The 18188-nt window shown below is 74.1% G+C and carries 16 protein-coding genes; 4 read left to right on the top strand and 12 right to left on the bottom strand.

Features of this window, described 5'->3' with window-relative positions:
- A partial coding sequence (locus ACIWVC_RS06000; RefSeq protein ID WP_396453899.1) for a hypothetical protein occupies positions 1-796 on the top strand: 796 nt, incomplete at its 5' end.
- Positions 797-815: 19 nt separating this feature from the next.
- Here ACIWVC_RS06000 and ACIWVC_RS06005 read toward each other — a convergent pair.
- The 3 genes from ACIWVC_RS06005 to ACIWVC_RS06015 are packed head-to-tail and all read right to left on the bottom strand — an operon-like array spanning position 816 to position 4374.
- A complete protein-coding gene (locus ACIWVC_RS06005; RefSeq protein ID WP_396453098.1) occupies positions 816-2183 on the bottom strand; it encodes an MFS transporter in 1368 nt (455 codons plus the stop codon).
- A complete protein-coding gene (locus tag ACIWVC_RS06010; RefSeq protein WP_396453100.1) occupies positions 2180-3025 on the bottom strand; it encodes an SDR family NAD(P)-dependent oxidoreductase in 846 nt (281 codons plus the stop codon). Before ACIWVC_RS06010 ends, ACIWVC_RS06005 begins: the two co-directional genes overlap by 4 nt.
- A complete protein-coding gene (locus ACIWVC_RS06015; RefSeq protein WP_396453102.1) occupies positions 3022-4374 on the bottom strand; it encodes a flavin-containing monooxygenase in 1353 nt (450 codons plus the stop codon). The genes ACIWVC_RS06010 and ACIWVC_RS06015 overlap by 4 nt, the downstream gene beginning before the upstream one ends.
- A gap of 126 nt (positions 4375-4500) precedes the next feature.
- Here ACIWVC_RS06015 and ACIWVC_RS06020 point away from each other — a divergent pair, with 126 nt between their 5' ends.
- Positions 4501-5622, top strand: coding sequence for a helix-turn-helix domain-containing protein (locus tag ACIWVC_RS06020; protein WP_396453900.1), 1122 nt, complete (start codon positions 4501-4503; stop codon positions 5620-5622).
- Positions 5623-5652: 30 nt separating this feature from the next.
- Here the strand turns inward: ACIWVC_RS06020 and ACIWVC_RS06025 are convergent, their stop codons facing one another.
- The 6 genes from ACIWVC_RS06025 to ACIWVC_RS06050 form a co-directional block, all read right to left on the bottom strand.
- A complete protein-coding gene (locus tag ACIWVC_RS06025) occupies positions 5653-6465 on the bottom strand; it encodes an ATP-binding cassette domain-containing protein (protein ID WP_396446060.1) in 813 nt (270 codons plus the stop codon).
- Positions 6462-7523: an ABC transporter permease gene (locus ACIWVC_RS06030; protein WP_396446061.1), complete on the bottom strand. Its 1062-nt coding sequence runs from the start codon at positions 7521-7523 to the stop codon at positions 6462-6464. The genes ACIWVC_RS06025 and ACIWVC_RS06030 overlap by 4 nt, the downstream gene beginning before the upstream one ends.
- A complete protein-coding gene (locus ACIWVC_RS06035) occupies positions 7520-8509 on the bottom strand; it encodes a sugar ABC transporter substrate-binding protein (protein WP_396446062.1) in 990 nt (329 codons plus the stop codon). The genes ACIWVC_RS06030 and ACIWVC_RS06035 overlap by 4 nt, the downstream gene beginning before the upstream one ends.
- 111 nt (positions 8510-8620) lie before the next feature.
- Complete coding sequence (iolB, locus tag ACIWVC_RS06040) at positions 8621-9478, bottom strand: 5-deoxy-glucuronate isomerase (protein WP_396446063.1); 858 nt, start codon at positions 9476-9478, stop codon at positions 8621-8623.
- On the bottom strand, positions 9475-10410 hold the full coding sequence (gene iolC / locus ACIWVC_RS06045) for a 5-dehydro-2-deoxygluconokinase (protein ID WP_396446064.1): 936 nt from the start codon (positions 10408-10410) through the stop codon (positions 9475-9477). Before iolC ends, iolB begins: the two co-directional genes overlap by 4 nt.
- Positions 10407-11411 (bottom strand): Gfo/Idh/MocA family oxidoreductase, encoded by a 1005-nt coding sequence (locus ACIWVC_RS06050; protein WP_396446065.1) that lies wholly within the window; start codon positions 11409-11411, stop codon positions 10407-10409. Before ACIWVC_RS06050 ends, iolC begins: the two co-directional genes overlap by 4 nt.
- 167 nt (positions 11412-11578) lie before the next feature.
- Here ACIWVC_RS06050 and ACIWVC_RS06055 point away from each other — a divergent pair, with 167 nt between their 5' ends.
- Positions 11579-13090 (top strand): nitroreductase family deazaflavin-dependent oxidoreductase, encoded by a 1512-nt coding sequence (locus ACIWVC_RS06055; RefSeq protein WP_396446066.1) that lies wholly within the window; start codon positions 11579-11581, stop codon positions 13088-13090.
- Here the strand turns inward: ACIWVC_RS06055 and ACIWVC_RS06060 are convergent.
- The 3 genes from ACIWVC_RS06060 to ACIWVC_RS06070 form a co-directional block, all read right to left on the bottom strand.
- On the bottom strand, positions 13087-13560 hold the full coding sequence (locus tag ACIWVC_RS06060) for a VanZ family protein (RefSeq protein ID WP_396453901.1): 474 nt from the start codon (positions 13558-13560) through the stop codon (positions 13087-13089). The genes ACIWVC_RS06055 and ACIWVC_RS06060 overlap by 4 nt on opposite strands.
- Before the next feature lie 124 nt (positions 13561-13684).
- Entirely contained in the window at positions 13685-16081 is a 2397-nt protein-coding gene (lon, locus tag ACIWVC_RS06065; protein ID WP_396446068.1) for an endopeptidase La, read from the bottom strand.
- Positions 16082-16222: 141 nt separating this feature from the next.
- Complete coding sequence (locus ACIWVC_RS06070) at positions 16223-16933, bottom strand: SDR family oxidoreductase (protein ID WP_396446069.1); 711 nt, start codon at positions 16931-16933, stop codon at positions 16223-16225.
- Positions 16934-17036: 103 nt separating this feature from the next.
- Between ACIWVC_RS06070 and ACIWVC_RS06075 the strand changes: the two genes are divergently transcribed.
- On the top strand, positions 17037-17876 hold the full coding sequence (locus ACIWVC_RS06075; protein WP_396446070.1) for a helix-turn-helix transcriptional regulator: 840 nt from the start codon (positions 17037-17039) through the stop codon (positions 17874-17876).
- Positions 17877-18188: the final 312 nt, after the last annotated feature.

The following is an 18188-nucleotide window of genomic DNA, read 5'->3' on the forward strand; positions in this document are numbered from 1 at the left end:
GGGCACCGCGGCCGGCACCGCGGGCACGGCAGGCACGGCCGGCGCCGCGGGGACGGGCGGCGCGGCGACCGGTTCCGGCGGGCTCCTCTCCGCGGTCGGCGGCAAGGCGGGCGTCGCCATCGCGGGCGCGGCCGTCGCGGGCGCCGCCGCGGCCGGCGTCGGCGTCTACGCCGCGAACCGCCCCGACCGCGACCGCGTCACCGTCGCCGCCACCCCCTCGCCGGCCGGGAAGCGCATGTCGTTCGGCGCGTTCTCGATCACGGTCCCGGAGAGCTGGCGGCTCGTCCGGATGACCGGCCTGCCGGGCGACCCCCAGGGCAACTACTGGGTGAACACGCCCGGCAAGTGCTACCCGTCCACGCTGATCCCCGCGTCGGAACGGGACGAGGACCGCAAGGCGTACGACAACAACTGCCCGGGGTTCCTGGTGATCCGCGAGCCGTGGTTCAACGACGGCTCGACCGGCTGGCGGAGCTTCCGCGTCGCCGGCCCCTGGGGGCCGGAGACCGAGGCGTTCCGCTCCTGCCCGCACCGGGGCGACCTCAACGGCATCGGCACCCCCGACGACCGGGAGAAGCCCGCGCGCGCCGGCACCGCCTCCGTCGGGACGCGTCGGGCGCAGTACCGCGAATGGAAGCTCAACTGCGTCTTCCTGAACGGCGCCACCCAGTTCCGGCCCGCGGGCCCCTCCTACGTCCAGCGGTACTGGTACCTGACGAACCCCAGGCTCCTCATCGTGGACGAGTGGGACACGCCGGACCTCGACAAGATCCTCGCGAAGGCGACCTGGTCCTGACGCCGGCCGGTCCTGACGCCTAGCCGGCGTCAGGACCGGCCGGCGAGCGGGCGCGGTCCAGGGAGAAGCGGGCCTGGAAGCCGGCGGCGACCGCCATCAGCGCGGCGGGGACGACGGTCACGCCGATGAGCAGGGCCAGCAGCGCCGAGTCCGGCTGGGCGACGGCGCGGCCGTCGGTGGTGGAGACGAAGCCGCCGATCGCGAGGGCGGCGGAGTACACGTACGGGCCGATGGCGGTGCCCGTCGCCTCGGTCGCCGTCCACACGCCGGTGTAGGCGCCCGCGCGGGCCGTGCCGCGCGACTCGGCGGCGGCGACCACGTCCGGGACGAGGGAGAACGCGAAGAGCTGGAGCCCGGCGAACGCGGTGCCCAGCACCGCGATCACCGCGACGGTCGCGGGCAGGCCCATCGCGTCGCCGGGCCACAGGGCGAGCGGACCGACGACGAACGCGCCCTGGCACATCAGCAGCGCGCGCTGCTTGCCGGTCCGCCGCGACACCCTCTTCCACACGGGCCCGGCGACCACGGCGGGAACGAGGAACGCGCCCATCAGCACCGCCGTCAGGCCCTCGTCGTCCAGCCCGTACTCGGCGTAGAAGGGCACCGCGGCGAGGAACAGGTGCGTCGTGACGCTCGTGAACAGGTACGACAGCACCAGCGTCCGGAAGTCGCGGTCCCGCCACGCGATGCGGACGTCCGCGGACACGGAGTGCGCCCTCCCGTCCGGGACCCGGAAGCCGCAGCGGTCGGTGAGCCGCCGGACGAAGACGACGGCGGCGGCGCCCGTGGCGACCAGGACGGCCGCGAGCAGGACGGCCATCCGCGCGTAGGCGCCGCGCTCGCCCGACGACACCAGCGCCGGTGCCGCGACCCCGGCGCCGAGCAGGCCCACGGTGAGCAGCAGCATCCGGTACATGAACACGCGGGTGCGCTCGTGGTAGCCGATCCGCAGGTCGGACGGCGTCGTCAGGTACGGCACCTGGAAGCACGCGTACAGGACGTTCCCCGCGATGTAGAACGCGCCGACCCACAGCGCCGCCGGCCAGCCGGAGACGCCGGGCGGCACCGAGAACAGCCCGATCCAGGCGAGCGCCAGCAGCAGGCCCCAGCGCAGCATGCCGCGGCGGTGCCCGGCGCGGCGCGCCTGCCGGTCCGACAGCGTCCCGAAGAGCGGGTGCGCGACCGCGTCGACGATCTTCGGCAGCAGCAGCGTGAGCCCGGCGAGGAAGGGCGAGACGCCGAGCGTGTGCGTCATGAAGTAGAGCAGCAGCAGGCCGGGGACGGTCACCCACACGCCCATCCCGAGCGAACCCGCCGCATAGCCGGTGAGGTCGCGGGCGCGGGGCCGGGCCCCGGTCCCGGGCCGCGCCGGCGCGACGGCGCTCACGGGCGGTCCGCGTGGCGGCGCACCGCGCCGGCGGCCAGTTCGGCGCCCGCGAACGCGCCCGAGCGGACGCGCGCGCCGAACGTCCGGGCGACGATCCGGTCGGTCAGCGCGGGCAGGTGCCGGGCGAGGAAGAACTCGACGGCGCCGCGCCGCGTCGTCGTCACGTCCCGGCGGGGGCGGCGCGACAGCGCGGCGGACAGCACCGCGTCGACCACGCCGTCCAGCGGCTCGTAGCGGCTCATGCCCTCCAGGGAGAGGCCCGCCGCGGCGGTCGAGTCGTGGATCGGGCTGCGCACTGCGGACGGGTACACGCAGGTCACGCCGACGTGGGTGCCGATCTCCATGCGGAGCGCGTCGGCGTACGCCACGAGCGCCCGCTTCGACGCGCCGTACGCGGCGGCAAGCGGCAGCTGCAGCACGGCCATGCGGGACGACAGCATGACGACCCTGCCCCGCGACTCGACGAGGGCGTCCACGCACGCCGACGTCACCCGCCACGCGCCGAGCAGGTTGATGTCGAGCTGGCGGCGGACCTCCTCGCCGGGCGGCAGCTCGGCCGGGGCGGGCCCGCCGATCCCGGCGTTGTTGATCAGCAGGTCGAGGCCGCCGAGCCGCCCCACCGCCTCGGCGACGGCGGCGGGCACGGCGGCGTCGTCGGTGATGTCGCACGCGATGACGTCGACCGGGTCGTCGGGCCGGGGCGCGACGTCGAGGCCGGCGACGCGGGCGCCGAGGCCGGACAGCCGGGCGCCGATCGCGCGGCCGAACGTGCCGGACGCGCCGGTGACGATCACGCGCATGCCGCGCGGGTCGCGGCCGCGGGACGGGCGGGGTGTGCTCATGCGGTGGTCTCCTCGCGGTGCGCCGAGGCGAACGTCCGGCCGGAGCCGCGCGCGAGCCGCGCCCGGCCCGCCTTCGCCTCGCGGGGCAGCTCGGCCACGTACTCGTCGAAGTCGACGCGCATCACCGGGCGCCGGTCGCCCCACCGCGCGGTCGCGGCGCGCAGGGCGCGGGCGACGGCCCGGCGCTGCTCGGCCGGGGGCGGCAGGGCGTAGGCGCCGGAGAAGTAGGCCGCCGCCAGTTTCGCCTGGGCCTCCACGACCGGCAGCGCCGCGCCCGTCGACTGCATCAGCCCGACGAAGGCCAGGCTCGGGTCGTCCAGGTGGAAGACGCGCTTGTAGAGCGGGAGCCGCTCCGGGTCGCCGCCCACCAGGCCGCGGGGCAGGAACGGGATGCTGACCCGGTAGCCGGTCGCCCAGACGATCAGGTCGACGGGGTCGGCGGCGCCGCCGGCGAACACGACCCGGTCGCCGTCCAGGCGCTCGATGCCGGGGCGCGCCGCGACCTCGCCGTGGGTCAGCCGGTGCAGGATCGTGTCGCTGATCGTCGGATGGTTCTGGAACAGCCCGCCCGCCGGCGCGGGCAGGCCGTAGTCCTGCGGGCGGCCGACGGCGAGCCGCAGCATCGTCTCGGCGACGCGCTGCCTGATCCGCCACGGCAGCGCGGCGAGGGCGCCGCCGGTCGCGTCGGACGGCCGCCCGAACAGGTACTTCGGGACGATGTGGACGCCGCGCCGCGCCGACAGCAGCACCGGGCCGCGCGCGACGTGGGAGGCGTCCACGGCGATGTCCATGGCGGAGTTCCCCATGCCGACGACGAGGACGCGCCTGCCGCGGAAGATCCCGGGGTCGCGGTAGGCGTGCGCGTGCATCTGCTCGCCGGCGAACTCGCCGGGCGGCGCGGGGTCGGGCCACCGGGGGTCCCAGTTGTGGCCGTTGGCGACGACGACGGCGTCGTACCGGCCGGTCTCGCCGGACTCGGCGGCCACCGTCCACGGGCCGCCCGTCCCGTCCCGCTCCACCGACACGACGGTGCTGTTGAAGCGGATGTGCGGCGTGACGCCGAAGCGCTCCGCGTAGTCCGCCAGATATCGGGCGATCATGTCGGCGGACGGGTAGTCGGGCCAGTGCCGGGGCATCGGGAAGTCGGCGAACTCGGTGCGCCCCTTGCTGGTGTTGAGGTGCAGGGACGCGTAGGCGGGCGACAGCCCGCTCCCCCGCACCCACAGCCCGCCGGGGCGGTCGCCCCGCTCGTAGAGGACGGCCTCCACGCCCGCGTCGCGCAGGGCCTTCCCGGCGGCGAGGCCGGCCGGCCCGGCGCCGATCACGGCGACACGGCGGGCAGAGGTCATGGGCGCGCTCCCGGAGACGGCGTCGGTCTTGTGGTGGCCTCCAACCATAGGGATCGCCGGGTGCCGCGGACATGGAGTGCGTCACGCGTTTGGCGGCCCGGGTTGTGGCGCACCACAATCGGGCCCATGGAGCAGAAGGACGCCGACTGGACGCCGGTGATCGACCTCATCGAGCGGATCTCCGGCCAGGAGGACCTGCTGCCCTCCGTGGTCGCCGGGGTGGCGTCCCTGGTGCGTGAGGTCTCCGTGCTGCCGCCCGCCGACATCGCCGGGCACACCCGCGCGCTGCTCGCCGCGGCGACCCGCGCGATCGCGGCGCGGCGCGGGCCGACGGAGGCCGAGCTGGCGTTCGTCGCGGAGCTCGGCGTGACCCGCGCCCGGCAGGGCGTGCCCGTCGAGGCGGTGCTGAGCGCGATCCACGTCGCCGAGCGGGCGATCTGGTCGCGGGCCCGGGAGGCCGCCGCCGCCGCGGGCGTCGGGGAGGGGCTGCTGCTGGACGCGCGGGAGCTGTACGACGACTGGGCCGAGGCCGTCCGGACCCGGCTGATCCGGGCGCACCGGGACGCGCTGCGGGCGGCGGGGGCCGGGCCGGAGCGGGAGGCGCGGGACGCGGCGCTGCTGCGGCGCCTGCTCGACGGCGGTTCGGCCGCCGCGCTCGCCGCCGCCGAGGCGGGCCTGCCGGCCGGCGGCGCGCTGTGGGTGCTGGCCGCCCGCCCGTCCGGCGCGGACCGGGACGGCCCGCCGCCCGTCCGGCCGCCGGCGCTGTCGGCGCTGCTGGACGGGCTGCGGTTCGCGGTGGCGGCCCGCCCGCCGGTGTCGCCCGGCGGCGCCCCGGCGGGGCTCGCGGGGCCGGCCGAGGCGGAGAACCTGGCCGCCGCGCGGCGCCTCGCGGTGTCAGCGCTCGCCGCCGCCGAGGCGACCGGGCGCACCGGCGTCGTGCACGTCGCCGAGGTGGCCGTCGTCGCGGCGGCGGCCGACCGCACCGACCTCACCGCGATCCTGCTCGACCGGTACCGGGCGGCCCGCGCGGAGCTCGGCGCGAACGCCGAGCCGGTCGCCCGCGCCGTGTGCGCCTGGCTGGAGGAGGGCCGCGACGTCGCCGCGGCCGCCGGACGCCTGTTCGTGCACCCCAACACGGTGCGGAACAGGGTCCAGCGGTTCACCGAGGTCACCGGCGTCGACGCGTCCGACACGTTCGGCGGCGTCAACGCCTGGTGGCTGTGCCGCGCCTGGCTGGCCCCGGCCTAGCGGCGGTCCCGGGCGTGCGCGCCGGCCGGCTCAGGTGTCGTCGGTCTTGGACGCGGCGGCGTCCAGTTCGTGGGCGAGCTCCTCCAGCTCGCTGCCGCCCGCCATGAGGCCGGTCAGCTCCTCCCGGGTGATCCCGTCCTTGGTGTGGTAGCCGATGCTGCGGCCCCGGTTGAGGATGAGGAAGCGGTCCCCCACCGGGTAGGCGTGGTGCGGGTTGTGGGTGATGAACACGACCGCGAGGCCGCGCTCCCGCGCCTGGACGATGTAGCGCAGCACCACCCCGGCCTGCTTCACGCCGAGCGCGGCGGTGGGCTCGTCCAGCACGAGGGCCTTCGCGCCGAAGTAGACGGCGCGGGCGATCGCCACGCACTGGCGCTCGCCGCCCGACAGCGTCCCGATGGGCTGGTCGACGTCCCGCAGGTCGATGCCCATCGCGGCCATCTCGTCGCGGGTGGTCCGCCGCATGAAGTCGATGTCCATGCGGCCGAAGCCCTTGCGCTTCTCCGAGCCGAGGAAGAAGTTCCGCCACACCGGCATCAGCGGGACGACCGCGAGGTCCTGGTACACGGTGGCGATGCCGCGGTCGAGCGCCTCGCGGGGCGAGTCGAACGCGACCTCCTCGCCGCCGACCTCGTACGTGCCGGTGTCGTGCCGGTGCAGGCCCGAGACGATCTTGATGAGGGTGGACTTGCCCGCCCCGTTGTCGCCGAGCACGCAGGTGACCTCGCCGGCGGACGCCTCCATGTCCACGTCCCGCAGCGCGATGACGTTGCCGTAGCCCTTGCCGACGCCGGTCAGCCTGATCAGCGGCGCACCGCCGGCGCTCCCCTTCGCGGCCGTCATGACGAGCGCTCCACTCTGCGCCGCACGACCAGGTTCACCACGGTCGCGATCAGCAGCATCGCGCCGAGGAAGAACCGGAACCAGTCGGGGTTCCACTCCGCGTACACGATGCCCTTGTTCGTCATGCCGAAGATGAACGCGCCGATCGCCGCGCCGATCGCCGACCCGTAGCCGCCGGTCAGCAGGCAGCCGCCGATGACCGCGCAGATGATGTACAGGAACTCGTTGCCGACGCCCTCGCCCGACTGGATGGTCGCGAACGCGAACACCAGGTGCATCCCGGAGAACCAGGCGCAGAACGCCACGCCCATGAACAGGCCGATCTTGACGCGGTCGACGGGGACGCCGACCGCGCGGGCGCTGGCGGCGGAGCCGCCCACCGCGAAGATCCAGTTGCCGACGCGGGTGCGCAGCAGGATCCAGGTCGCGACCGCCGTGAACAGCAGCCACCAGAACACGGTGATCTTCACGTTGACGCCGAGCACGTCGACGTCGGACGCGAAGATCGCGCGGGCGGCGCCGAAGCCGTCCATGTCGCGGACCGAGTCGCTGGCGACGTTGCCGGTGAGCGCCTTCGTCACGCCGAGGTTGAGCCCGGCGAGCATGAAGAACGTCGCGAGCGTGATGATGAAGCTCGGCAGCCTGGTCCTGACGCAGAGGACGCCGTTGACCATGCCGAGCGCCAGCGTCAGGACGAGCGAGACGACGACGCCCGCCCACACGTTCAGCGTGAACTGGTAGGCGGTGAGCGCGGCGATCAGCGCCGAGGACGTCACCATCACCCCGGCGGACAGGTCGAACTCGCCGCCGATCATCAGCAGCGACACCCCGACCGCCATGATCCCGAACGTGGAGCTGGCGTACAGCACGGTCGAGAACGACCCGGCGCGCAGGAACGCGTCCGCGACGACCGAGAAGAACACGAACAGGGCGACCGCGCCGAGCAGCGCGCCCAGCTCCGGGCGGCCCAGCAGCCGCCGCAGCGGCGACCGCCGGGCCAGGCGCTCGTCGGAGCCGGGACCGGCCACCGGGGGCGGCTCGGTGACCGCCTGCGTCATCGCGTCCCCCGGTTCGCGAACGCCTCCAGTCCGCTCGCGTTCTCCTTGGTGACGATCGCGGGACCGGTCAGGACCGGGCGCCCGCCGCCGAGGACGTTGCCGTTGTTCTTCAGCAGCCACAGCTCGTCGACGGCCTCGTAGCCCTGCAGGTAGGGCTGCTGGTCGACGGCGAACTCGATGTCGCCCGCCTTGAGCGAGGCGATGAGGTCCTTGTTCAGGTCGAACGTGCCGATCCTGGCCTTGCTGCCGGTCTCCTTGACCGAGTCGACGGCGGTCGCCGCGAACGGGGCGCCGAGCGTCAGGATCCCGTCGATGCTCTTGTCCGACTGGAGCTTGGCGGTGATGGACGACTTGACGTCCGGCATGTTGGTGCCCTGGACGAACAGGTTCTCCAGGTCGCCGCCGAACGTCTTCTTCGCGCCGGCGCAGCGGGCCTCCAGGCCGACGTTGCCCTGCTCGTGGATGACGCACAGCGCCTTCTTCGCGCCGATCTCGCCGAGCTCGGTCCCGGCCGCCTCGCCGGCGACGGACTCGTCCTGCCCGAAGTGCGCGATCGCGCCGAGCTTCGCCGACTCCTCCGCGCCGGAGTTGATCGACACGACCGGGATCTTCGCGGCGGCGGCGCGGGCCAGCACGTCCTTCATCGCGTCCGGCTTGGCCAGCGTCACGATGATGCCGTCGACCTTCTTGTCGATCGCGGCCTGGACGAGCTGGGCCTGCTTGCCGCCGTCCGGGTCCGCCGAGTACAGGAACTCGACGTTGTCCTTGGCGGCGGCGGCCTTGGCGCCCTTCTGCACGATGTCCCAGAACGTGTCGCCGGCGCCCGAGTGGGTCACCATCGCGATCTTCATCCGGGGGCCGGCGCCCTCGGGCGCCTCCTCGGACTTCTTCCCGCCCGAGCTGCTGCAGGCGCTCAGCGCCAGCAGGGCCGCGGCGGCGAGCACCGCGAGGCCCCTGGACGACCCGCGCGCGACAACGCCTCTCATCGGCTGCACTCCGTTTCTCCCCTGATGTTCGTTCTGAGGAGTTGACCATAGATCGCGGCGGTCTGGGATCCCGTGCCGCTCACAATTCGGCAGCGGCCGGACCGCGGTGCGTCAGGGGCGCCCGTCCGCCGAGGTCAGCGGGAGGCGGGCGTCGACCTCCTGACCGGCCCAGGTGCCGCGGATCCACGCGTGCGCCGGGTCGTCGCAGATCTTCCAGGCCCGTTCCGGGGACGGGCCCGCCATCACGTTCAGGTAGTAGAGGTCGTGCCCCGGCGGGGCCATCGACGGGCCGTGCCAGCCGTGCGGGATCAGCACGGCGTCCCCGCTGCGGACCTCCGCGAGCACGTCGATGGGGCGGCCGGGCGAGCCGTAGACGCGCTGGTAGCCCATGCCGTCCCGGGCGACCTCGAAGTAGTAGATCTCCTCCAGCACCGATTCGCCGGGCCGGTCCTCGTCGTGCTTGTGCGGCGGGAACGACGACCAGCAGCCGCCCGGCGTCAGCACCTCGCAGGCGATGAGCTTCTCGGCGAACGGGAACCCCTCGGGCGTCCCGAAGTTGTTGACCTGGCGGCTCGCCGGCCCCGCCCCGCGCAGTTCCACGGGCACCTTCTCGGCGGGCCCGTAGCGCGGCTCCAGCCGCGTCGCGCAGCGGGCGCCGGCCAGCGCGAACCGGCCGCGCCCCCGCACGGTGACCCGCGCGTCGCGCGGGACGTAGGCGAAGTCGCTGACCCGGCTGAACACGTCGTCGCGTCCCGCCAGCTCGAACCGGGAGCCGTCGCATTCGACGGCGCACGATCCGGCCAGCGGCAGCACGATCGTCTCGAACTCGCCGGTGGCGAAAGTGTGCTCGCCGCCGTCCGGCAGGTCGAGGACGCGCAGCGACGAATGCGTCCAGCCGGCCGACTCGGGGGTGACGACGAGCCCGTACGGGCCTTCCGCGGCGGTGCCGGCGGGCAGGTGGTACTTCATCCGGTCTCCTTGAGAAGTGCTTCGACCTCGTCCTGCGCGGGCATCGCGGCGGAGCAGGCGATGCGGGACGCGACGATCGCCCCGGCGGCGCCCGCGAACCCGATCAGGCGCGGCAGGTCCCATCCGGCGAGGAGGCCGTGGCAGATCGCGCCGCCGAACGCGTCGCCCGCACCGAGCCCGTTGACGACGTCGACCTCGACGGGGGGCACCCGCACGGTCTCGCCGGCGGTCGCGGCGAGGACGCCGTCCGGGCCCATCTTCACGATGGCGAGTTCGGGGCCTCGTTCGAGGATCGCGCGGGCGGCGGCCAGCGGCTCCCTCTCCCCTACCGCGACCTCGCATTCGTCGAGGTTGCCCACGGCGACCTCGGCCTGCGCCAAGGCGAGCCCGGCCCAGTGCGGCGCCTCCCCTGGGTCGTCCCAGAGCATCGGCCTGTAATCGAGGTCGATGACGGTCTGCCCGGGGTGCTCGGTCATCGCCGCCAGGGTCGCGGCGCGGCTGGGCTCCTGGGACAGGCCCGTGACGGTGGCCCACACGATGCGGGCCTCACGGATCGCCTCCAGGTCCAGCTCGTCCGGACGGATCTCCAGGTCGGGGGCCTTGGGATAGCGGTAGAAGTACAGCGGGAACTCGTCCGGCGGGAAGATCTCGCAGAAGGCCAGCGGTGTCGGCAGGCCGGGGACGGCCGTGACGTACCGGTCGTCCACGCCGTACCCCCGGAGCGCCTTGCGGACGAACCGCCCGAAGGGGTCGTCGCCGGTGCGGGTGACGACGGCGGCCCGGCGGCCGTACCTGGCCGCCGCCACGGCGACGTTGGTGGGGCTGCCGCCGAGGTACTTGCCGAACGACTCGACGTCCTCCAGCGGGACGCCGACCTGGTCCGGGTAGACGTCGACGCTCACCCGCCCCATCGTGATGAGGTCGAAGCTCATCGCCGCACTTCCTCGGCGCCGACGACCCGGCCCTCGCGCATGGACAGCTCGCACGCCTCGGCGAGGTAGAACGCCTCCAGGGCGTCCTCCGGCGGGCAGGGGTTGGCGCGGCGGCCCGCCGCCACGTCCACGAACGCCCGGATCTCGGCGTCGTAGGCGTCGGAGAAGCGCTCCATGAAACCGCTGTAGGCGTGCTTCGGCTCGGCGTCCCGCTCGGGCAGCGGGGTCGCGGGCGTCCGGTCGTCCATGCCGGTGACGACGCTGTCCTTGGAGCCGAACAGCTCCAGCCGCGCGTCGTAGCCGGCGGCGTTGTAGCGGGTGGCGGAGACGACGCCGAGCGTCCCGTCGTCCAGGACGAGCAGCGCGGACCCGGTGTCGATGTCGCCGCACTCGCGGAAGAAGTCCTCGCCCCGGTTGGCGCCGGAGGCCATCACGCGGACGATCTCGCGCCCGGTGACGAACCGGATGAGGTCCAGGTCGTGGATGACGCAGTCACGGAAGAGCCCGCCGGACGTCGGGACGTACTCGGCGGGCGGCGGCGACGGGTCGAAGCTGCAGGACCGGATCGTGTGCAGCCAGCCGAGCCGCCCGGACGCGAGGGCTTCGCGCGCCGCCGCGTTCCCCGCGTCGAACCTGCGCTGGAAGCCGACCTGCACCGGGACGCCGGCCGCGGCCGCCGCCGCCACGACTTGGAACGTTCCATCAATATCCGAGGCGAGCGGCTTCTCGCAGAAGACGGGGATCCGCGCGGCGACGGCCCGCTCCACCAGGGCCGCGTGCGCGTCGGTGGCCGCGGCGACGACCAGCCCGTCGAGGCCGCAGGCGAACAGTTCGGCGACCGCGCCGGCCGCCCGCGCCGGGGACGGGAGGCGGGCCGCGAGATCGCGCGCGCGGGCGGCGTCCGCGTCGGCGATGACCAGGGCGTCCACCTCGGGCAGTGCGCAGAGGGCGGCGGCGTGGCGCGCACCGATGCGCCCCGCGCCGGCCAGTCCGATCCTCATCGATCTCCTCCCGGTCGCCGGACAGGTGAGTCACGAGTGTGATGGACCGTTCCAGAGAGCGTCAATGACGAACCGTCCGGCCGCGGGTAATCGAGGCGTCCGAAAATGCCGCGGCCACCCGGGGCCCGGGCTGTCGCACCGCCAATACCAAGCGCTAGTTTTGCCCCATGCGGATCTTCGTCAGCGGCGCCTCGGGGTTCGTCGGGTCCCACACCGTCCGCGCCCTCCTGGCCGCCGGGCACCGGCCGCGCGCCCTCGTCCGCGACCCCGGCAGGGCCGCCGGGGTCCTGGCCTCGGTCGGAGCGGCCGCCGCGGACGTCGAACTCGTCACCGGCGACATGCTGGACGCGGACGCGGTCTCGGCGGCGCTCGCCGGCTGCGACGCCGCGATCCACGCCGCCGCCGCGATCGACGTGACCGGAGGCGACCGCGACCTGGTCGAGGTGAACGTCCGGGGCACGCGCAACGTGGTCGGCGGCGCCGTCGCGCAGGGCCTGTCCCCGGTGGTCCACGTGTCGACGGTCGCGGTGTTCGTGCCGCCGTCCGGCACGGTCATCACGGCGAACGACGCCCTGGCGAGCCCGCGCACCGCCTACGGCAGGTCGAAGCTCGCGGCCGAGCGCTACGTGCGCGGCCTCCAGGCGGACGGCGCGCCGGTCACGATCGTGTATCCGGGCGGCGTGTGCGGGCCGGACCAGCCGGCGCTCGACGCGCTGATGGAGGGCCTCGCCGCCGCGCTCGGCAAGGTGTGGCCGCTGCCGGGCGGCGGGGTCTCGGTCATCGACGTCCGCGACCTCGGCGAGGCGCTGGCACGTTCCGTGGAGGCCCGCCAGGGACCGAGCCGCTGGGTTCTCGGCGGCCACTACCTGACCTGGCCGCAGTACGCCGACCTGTGCGACCGCCTCACCGGCGTGCGGTGCCGCCGCGTCCGCGTCCCGTCCCGCGTGATGCTCGGGCTGGGCTCCGCCTTGGACGCGGCCAAGCGCGTCCGCCGTTTCGACTACCCGCTCACCCGCGACGCCGCCGAGTTCATGGTCACGCTCGTCCCGACCGACGACCGCCCCATCCTGGAGGCGCTCGACCTCACCCTCCGCCCCGTCGAGGAGACCGTCGCCGACGCGCTGCGCTGGCTGGCCGCCAACGGCCACCTGAACCCGCGCCGGGCCGGGCGGCTCGCCCCCGAGGGCGCGTCGGCGCCGACCCTGGTCCAGCGCACCCTCGGGCCCGTGTTCCACCGGGTCTCGGGCGCCGCGTGGTTCGCCAAGGTGGGACCCAGGGTCGTCCCGCCGATCGACCGGATGCTGCACAGGATGACCGGCGGCAGGCTCCTGCTCGGCCAGCTCCTCGTCCCGAGCCTCGTGCTGACCACGACCGGCGCCGTGACCGGCCTCCCCCGCCGGACCCCGCTCGCCTGCCTGCCCGACCCGGTCGGCGGCTGGTACGTCGTCGGCTCCAACTTCGGCCGCGAGAAGCACCCGGCCTGGACCGGCAACCTCATCAAGACCCCCGAGGCCGAGGTCAGCTTCCAGGGCCGCACCACCCCGGTGACCGCCCACCTCCTGGACGACGCGGAACGCAAGGAGATCTGGCCCCGCCTAACAGCCGTCTGGCCCGTCTACGACAGCTACGTGGAACGAGCCCACCGCGAACTGAGAGTCTTCCACCTGACCCCGCGCTAGGAGCCGCGGAGGGATTTTGAGAGGCGGCGGCCAACGAAGACGTAGGCGATCACCACGCCGGCGACGTTGAGGATGACGTCGTCTATGTCGAAGGCCCGGCCCATCACCAGGAAGCCCTGCACGGTCTCGATGGCCAGGGAGAGCATCCCGGTGAGGAGGGCCAGGCGTATGGGGCCGCGCAGGGTCGTCCAGACGACCGGGAGGAGCACGCCGAGGGGGGCGAGGAGCAGGAGGTTGCCGCCTATCTGGAGGGCGGCCTCCTTGGTGGGGCGGTCCAGGTAGAAGCGCAGCGAGCGGCCCGGATCGGTGTTGCCGCCCGCCTGGCCGTTGTCGTGCACGGGCGTCAGGGTGAGCCTGAACGCGAAGTAGAAGAAGACGCCGAGCAGGCCCAGCGCCACCAGGACGACGAGCACGCGCAGGGCGACGATGTACCACGGGACCCGTTCGCCCGGCGCCGCGGGCTGCCACATTTCCACCAACACCCGGCGGCAGGTCCCCGCCCGGTCCCGGACTATGCGCGGCCCGGGATTACGGGCAGGACCGAATCCGGGCATGCGAACGCACGCGCCGGATCGGCGCGGGCGTCCGGCTCCGTCAGGCCGCCACCGCGGTGGTGGCCGGCTCCAGGGCCAGGTCCAGCACCTCGCGGACGTCGCTGACGGTGAAGACCGTCATGTTCTCCAGCACCTCCGCCGGGACGTCCTCGAGGTCGGGCTCGTTGCGCTTCGGCACGATCGCGGTCGTGATGCCGAGCCGGGACGCGGCCAGCAGCTTCTGCTTCAGGCCGCCGATCGGCAGGACCCGCCCGGTCAGCGACACCTCGCCGGTCATCGCCACGTCCGCGCGGACCGGCCGCCCCGACAGCAGCGACGCCAGGGCCGTCGTCATCGTGATGCCGGCGCTCGGGCCGTCCTTCGGGATCGCGCCGGCGGGCACGTGGACGTGCACGCCGCGGTCCTTCAGGTCGCCGACCGGCAGCTCCAGCTCCGCGCCGCGCGAGCGCAGGTAGGACAGCGCGATCCGGGCCGACTCCTTCATGACGTCGCCGAGCTGCCCGGTGAGCGTCACGCCGGTGTCGCCGGTCTCCTTGTCGGCCAGCGACGCCTCGATGTAGAGGACGTCGCCGCCCGCGCCGGTGACCGCGAGGCCCGTCGCCACCCCCGGCACGCCGGTGCGGCGCTCGTTCCGGCTCAGCTCGACCTCCGGGGTGAACCTGGGGCGGCCCAGGTAGTCCTTGAGGTCGGCCGCGCCGACGTGGACCGGCAGGGTCGCCTTCTCCAGCGCCACGTTCGCGGCGATCTTCCGCAGCACGCGCGCGATCGAGCGGTCCAGGGACCGGACGCCGGCCTCCCGGGTGTACTCGGCCGCCAGCAGCCGCAGCGCGTCGTCGCCGAACGTCACCTCGGACGCCTCCAGCCCGGCCTTGTCGAGCTGGCGCGGCAGCAGGTGGTCGCGGGCGATGGTGACCTTCTCGTGCTCGGTGTAGCCGTCGAGCTCGACCAGCTCCATCCGGTCCAGCAGCGGGCCGGGGATGGCCTCGACCACGTTCGCCGTGGCGAGGAACAGCACATCGCTCAGGTCGAGCTCGACCTCCAGGTAGTGGTCCCGGAAGGTGTGGTTCTGCTCGGGGTCGAGGACCTCCAGCAGCGCCGCCGTCGGGTCGCCCCGGTAGTCGGCGCCGACCTTGTCGACCTCGTCCAGCAGGACGACCGGGTTCATCGAGCCGGCCTCGCGGATGGCGCGGACGATGCGTCCGGGCAGCGCGCCGACGTAGGTGCGGCGGTGGCCGCGGATCTCGGCCTCGTCCCTGACGCCGCCCAGCGCGACACGGACGAACTTGCGTCCCATGGCCCGCGCGACCGACTCGCCGAGCGAGGTCTTGCCGACCCCGGGAGGCCCGGTCAGGGCCAGGACGGCGCCGCTGCGGCGCCCGCCGATGACGCCGAGGCCGCGCTCCTCGCGCCGCTTGCGCACGGCGAGGTACTCGACGATGCGCTCCTTGACGTCGTCCAGCCCGGCGTGGTCGGCGTCCAGGATCTCCCGGGCGCCGGCGATGTCGTAGGCGTCCTCCGTGCGCTCGTTCCACGGGATGTCGAGCACCGTGTCGAGCCACGTGCGGATCCAGCCGCCCTCCGGCGAGGCGTCGGACGACCGCTCCAGCTTGTCGACCTCCTTCAGCGCGGCCTCGCGCACCTTCTCGGGGAGGTTCGCGGCCTCGATCCGGGCCCGGTAGTCGTCCTCCTCGTCGGCGGGGTCGCCGTTCAGCTCGGCCAGCTCCTTGCGGATGGCCTCCTGCTGCTGCCGCAGCAGGAACTCCCGCTGCGTCTTCTCCATGCCCTCCTGGACGTCCTTGCGGATCGTCTCCGCCACGTCCAGCTCGGCGAGGTGGTCGCGCGTCCAGCCGATGAGCAGCTCCAGCCGCTCGGCCACGTCGAGGGTCTCCAGGACCTCGATCTTCTGCTCGTCGGTCAGGTACGGCGCGTACCCGGCGTTGTCCGCCAGCGTGGACGGGTCGTCGATCTTCTGCACGACGTCCACGACCTGCCAGGCGCCCCGCTTCTGCAGGATCGCGCTGACCAGGCCCTTGTACTCCTTGGCCAGCTCCTGGGCCCGCCCGGACGCCGGCGGCGCCTCGACCACGGTGCCCTCGACCCACAGGGCCGCGCCGGGCCCGGTGGTCCCGGTCCCGATCCGCACGCGCGACACGCCGCGGACGACCGCCCCCGGCTCGCCGGTCGGCAGCCGCCCCTCCTGCTCGATCACGCCGAGCGTGCCGACCGCGGCGTACCGCCCGTTCAGCCGGGGCACCAGCAGCACCCGCGGCTTGCTCGCCGACCGGATGCCCGGTCCCCGGGACTGGGCCGCCGCCCGCGCGGCCTCGATGGCCGCCCTGACCTCCGCGTTCTCGGACAGGTCGAGGGGAACCACCATGCCGGGCAGAACGACCCCGTCCTCCAGGGGCAGCACCGGCAGCGTCAGGGTTTCGCTCATGCTCAGCTCCAAGTCCGTCGACGACCCAACCTCAAGTTGAGTCATACACACTCAAGAAAACGGAGCACGAATTTGTTTCCGCAGCAACGTTCGCTCTGAGCGATCACCCCGCGCGGGCGGCCGGGAGCCGGGGGCGGGCGGTCAGGTGAGGCGGTGGCCGCCGTCCACGTGCAGGACGGCGCCGGTCATGAAGGTGTTGGCCATCACCGATGTGAACGCCTGGGCGATGTCCTGGGGGGTGCCGATGCGGCGGGCGGGGAGGCGGGCGGCCAGGTCGGTGAAGGCCGCCCGCTTGTCCATGGCGAGCTGCTCCCAGATGGGGGTGTCGACCCAGCCGGGCGAGATGACGTTCACCCGGACGGGGGCCAGTTCGACCGCCAGGCCGTACGCCAGGGAAGCGAGCGCTCCGTTGGCGGCGGCCACGATCGTGTTCGAGCCGTTCGGACGGTAGGCGTTGATGCCCGAGGTGTAGGTGATCGACCCGGTCACGCGGCCGGCTCCGTGCTTGGCGACCAGCCAGGCGCCCAGGAGCTTGGCGTCCACGAAGGATCGGGCGGTCTGCGTGGGGACGTCGGCGGTGGGGCCGTACACGCCGGTCGCGTCCGCGGCCGTGACGGCCACGTGCTCCACCTTCCCCACGCGGGCGAACAACTCGGCCACGTCCTCCTCGCGGCCGATGTCGGCGCGCATCGCGCCGAGCTTCCCGTCCTCTTGCCCCAGTTCCGCTGCGGCGGCGGCGAGGCGGTCCTCGGACCGGCCCACGATGGTCACTTCCCTGCCTTCGGCGAGCAGCGTCCGGGCGAGGGCCAGGCCCATGCCGGAACCGCCTCCGATGATCATTGCGTCGGTCATGCGCCGAGTCTGCGCCGCCGCTCCGGGGGTCCGGAAGGCCGCGCGATACCTGGGTGCGACACGGCCACCCAGGACGGCGGCCTCCGGTGGCAGACTCGGAGGCATGAACGCGATGGCCGAGTTCCTGCGGGTCCGGCGGGGGCGGATCGGCCCCGCCGACGTCGGGCTGCCCATCGGGCCGCGCCCCCGGCGCAACCCCGGGCTGCGCCGCGAGGAACTGGCCGCGCTCGCCGGGGTGAGCGTCGACTACTACACCCGGATCGAGCAGGGACGCGAGACCTCGCCCAGCGACTCGGTGCTGGACGCGCTGGCCCGCGCGCTGCGCCTCAGCGACGACGAGCACGCCCACCTGCTCGGCCTCGCGGACAGGGTCGCCGGGCGGACGCCCCGCCGCCGGCCCGCGGCGCCCCGGCCCGTCCGCCCCGGCACGCTGCTGATGCTGGACTCGCTGCGGCCCAGCCCCGCCTACGTGCTCGACGAGGTCAACGACGTGCTCGCGGCGAACCCCGAGGGCCTCGCTCTGATGAGCGGGCTCGGCGACTGGCCGCCCGGGCAGCGCAACACGATCCGCTACACCTTCCTGCATCCGGCCGCGCGGACGCTGTTCGCCGACTGGGACCGGGTGGCCCGCAACAGCGTCGCGCACCTGCGCACCGCCGAGCTGACCGCCGCCGGGCCGGCCGCGGCGCTGGTCGCCGAGCTGTCCGCGGCGAGCGCGGAGTTCGCCGAGCTGTGGCGCCGGCACGAGGTGCTCGTCAAACGCGGCGGGGAGACCGCGTTCCGGCACCCGGTGATCGGGTCGCTGACCCTGGCCAACGAGGTGCTGGGCATCGCCGGCGGCGGGCAGCGGATGCTGGTCTACCAGGCCGAGCCCGGCACCGCCGAGCACGACGCCCTGGTGCTGCTGGCGATGGCCGCCGAGGACCTCAGCCCCCGCGGGTGACCGCCGCGCGGGCAATGCGCGGGCAAAGTCCGCTTCGTGATCTTGATTCTTTGCGCGGCGCGCGTTTACGCGCGCATGACGCGCGGGTACTTAACGCAATGAGATCGTGACACACGGTGAACGAGAGGTACTCGGGGCGGCAAAGCCCCAGGTCGAGAGCGAGGAGGCTGGCGATGCGGCGCACAGAGCGCGAGGTCCGGCCGGCCGTCCCCGCCTCCCCCTCCCCTCGCGGCCCGGTCCGTGCGGCCGAGGGCGTTCCCGGCGCACCGCCCCGCCACCCGTCCCCCAGCGGGCGCGGGGACGGCGGCGCGC

Source organism: Actinomadura sp., assembly GCF_044508335.1.
In the GTDB taxonomy this organism is placed as follows: Bacteria; Actinomycetota; Actinomycetes; order Streptosporangiales; family Streptosporangiaceae; genus Spirillospora.

Bases quoted from the DNA above. Each gene is read 5' to 3' on its own strand.
- ACIWVC_RS06050 (WP_396446065.1), bottom strand. From the start codon at position 11,411: ATGAGGATCGGACTGGCCGGCGCGGGGCGCATCGGTGCGCGCCACGCC.
- ACIWVC_RS06070 (WP_396446069.1), bottom strand. From the start codon at position 16,933: ATGACCGACGCAATGATCATCGGAGGCGGTTCCGGCATGGGCCTGGCC.
- ACIWVC_RS06025 (WP_396446060.1), bottom strand. From the start codon at position 6,465: ATGACGGCCGCGAAGGGGAGCGCCGGCGGTGCGCCGCTGATCAGGCTG.
- ACIWVC_RS06015 (WP_396453102.1), bottom strand. From the start codon at position 4,374: ATGACCTCTGCCCGCCGTGTCGCCGTGATCGGCGCCGGGCCGGCCGGC.
- ACIWVC_RS06020 (WP_396453900.1), top strand. From the start codon at position 4,501: ATGGAGCAGAAGGACGCCGACTGGACGCCGGTGATCGACCTCATCGAG.
- iolC (WP_396446064.1), bottom strand. From the start codon at position 10,410: ATGAGCTTCGACCTCATCACGATGGGGCGGGTGAGCGTCGACGTCTAC.
- iolB (WP_396446063.1), bottom strand. From the start codon at position 9,478: ATGAAGTACCACCTGCCCGCCGGCACCGCCGCGGAAGGCCCGTACGGG.
- ACIWVC_RS06035 (WP_396446062.1), bottom strand. From the start codon at position 8,509: ATGAGAGGCGTTGTCGCGCGCGGGTCGTCCAGGGGCCTCGCGGTGCTC.
- lon (WP_396446068.1), bottom strand. From the start codon at position 16,081: ATGAGCGAAACCCTGACGCTGCCGGTGCTGCCCCTGGAGGACGGGGTC.
- ACIWVC_RS06060 (WP_396453901.1), bottom strand. From the start codon at position 13,560: ATGTGGCAGCCCGCGGCGCCGGGCGAACGGGTCCCGTGGTACATCGTC.
- ACIWVC_RS06055 (WP_396446066.1), top strand. From the start codon at position 11,579: ATGCGGATCTTCGTCAGCGGCGCCTCGGGGTTCGTCGGGTCCCACACC.
- ACIWVC_RS06030 (WP_396446061.1), bottom strand. From the start codon at position 7,523: ATGACGCAGGCGGTCACCGAGCCGCCCCCGGTGGCCGGTCCCGGCTCC.
- ACIWVC_RS06010 (WP_396453100.1), bottom strand. From the start codon at position 3,025: ATGAGCACACCCCGCCCGTCCCGCGGCCGCGACCCGCGCGGCATGCGC.
- ACIWVC_RS06075 (WP_396446070.1), top strand. From the start codon at position 17,037: ATGAACGCGATGGCCGAGTTCCTGCGGGTCCGGCGGGGGCGGATCGGC.